The sequence below is a fragment of the Massilia sp. DJPM01 genome (genome assembly GCF_030348125.1).
In the GTDB taxonomy this organism is placed as follows: Bacteria; Pseudomonadota; Gammaproteobacteria; order Burkholderiales; family Burkholderiaceae_D; genus Telluria_A; species Telluria_A frigida.
In genome coordinates this window covers 1-1,614 of the sequence record NZ_JAQOZV010000164.1, presented here as the reverse complement: position 1 = coordinate 1,614, position 1,614 = coordinate 1, and the positions used below count along the sequence as shown (strand labels likewise).

Sequence of the window (1,614 nt, the reverse complement as noted above, 5' to 3'; positions counted from 1 at the left end):
TCTGTCTGGCTGAGCTTGAGTAGTGCGCCGGGCAAAGTTCGCCCTACCCACGCGCAGTAGGGTTCGGCAAGCTGGCTGGTTATGAAGGTGATGGGTGGGTGGTCTATTCTCGGCTGACCGGACGAACTGGCCTCATGAGGTGTTGACGGTGTGTGCGGGTACGGAAATGAACAGCCGTTCAGTGAGCGTGTGCAGCAGATCCTTGACGGCACAGGCGCTTGGCAAATGCAGGATGATGCGCTGTTTTGTTTGGCGGACCTGGACCGCGATCTTGAACAGTTTGTTGATGACGGTCGATGGTTGCGCTTGCGATAAGGCGGTGTGTTGCAATGCCTGGGTGCGCAGCTGTTGATGCAGGATGTAGGCGGCGCTGTGCATCAGCAAGCGCATGAAGTTGGCCAGGAAGCTGGTGCAGGACGTGCGGTCTGATGCCAGGTCGGTCTTCAGGTGCTTGATGAAGTTTTCGGATTGGCCACGCGCGCAATAGACTTCCTCGTACAGCATGCCAGCGTCAAGGCCGCTCAGCGACGTGACGACGAAGCGCGGGTTCTCACCGAGCGCCATGACCTCGGCCTTGAGCAGCACGCGCCAGGGTTTTTCCCACGAACCGGCGGCATACGGGAATTCGTCATACAGGCGCACCGCGTCTGGCACCACGTCGCCGGTTTGCACGGCCGCCCACAGCGCGCAGGCCCGCTGCTTGGTTTTTTCTGCCAGTGCCTGCAGCTTGACGTTGCCTGGCAGGCCGAAGATAAAGTCAATGTTGGGCATGGCATCGATCATTTGCATCAGTTCCGGCCTGCCGAAGTGCCCGTCGCCGCGCACCAAAATGTGCGTGTCAGGGAAGTGGCGGCGAATCTGCGTGAGCACGCGCCGCATGATCATGGCATTTTCGGCACCCGTCGGACTTTTGCCCGGCCGCAGAAGGGCTGCCACCAGGGCGCCCGACTGGCCATCGAAAATAAACAAAGGCAGGTAGCATGTACTGCGGTAGTGGTGGTTGTAAAACGCCAGCGGCTGCTGCCCATAGGCCGCGTCTTCCGAGTGGTCCAGATCGAGAACGAGGGTCCTCGGCGGTGTCGCGAAGCCGGCGATGAATTGCGCCACCAGCGCCTTGCAGAGACGATAAATATCCTTGCGACTGGCCGCGTGTTCAAAGCGCGATATCGTCGCCCCAGACGCCAACGCGGCATCGGCAGCAAATGGCAGGCGACCCGCGCCGAGCTTGAACATCGGGTCGTGACGCAGGCTATTGGAATCGTTGCCGTCTTCGTAACCGCAGCCGATCTGGAAAATGCGCTGGGTCAGCAGGTCAGCATGCGAATACGTGACGTAACTGGCGTGCCGCGTGTCGACCAAGGCATTGGCCAAACGCTCGGTCAGGCCGATCTGGCGATCGACGCCACGCAACAGCAACGGTCCCAAGTCGGACGACAGGCCGCCGCCGTCAAAGTCGGCGCGAACGGTATGGCCTGGAATGGATGGAAAACGGAGCTGTTCTGAAGTAGAATTCATGTCGGGCAAGGTGCTTTTTGTGTTGATGGATGTGTTTCTCGATAACTCACATTTTATCAATCACTTACGGCGTTCTTGCCCTTTTTTTTGCAAAATTCA

At 58.9% G+C, this 1,614-nt stretch carries 1 protein-coding gene; it reads right to left on the bottom strand.

Going from position 1 to position 1,614, the window contains the following annotated elements; translation table 11 throughout:
* Positions 1-132 precede the first annotated feature (132 nt).
* A complete protein-coding gene (locus tag PO883_RS34380) occupies positions 133-1,515 on the bottom strand; it encodes an IS1380 family transposase (protein WP_289313790.1) in 1,383 nt (460 codons plus the stop codon).
* Positions 1,516-1,614: the final 99 nt, after the last annotated feature.

Excerpts from the sequence above, each read along its gene's own strand:
- PO883_RS34380 (WP_289313790.1), bottom strand. The coding sequence starts at position 1,515 with ATGAATTCTACTTCAGAACAGCTCCGTTTTCCATCCATTCCAGGCCAT.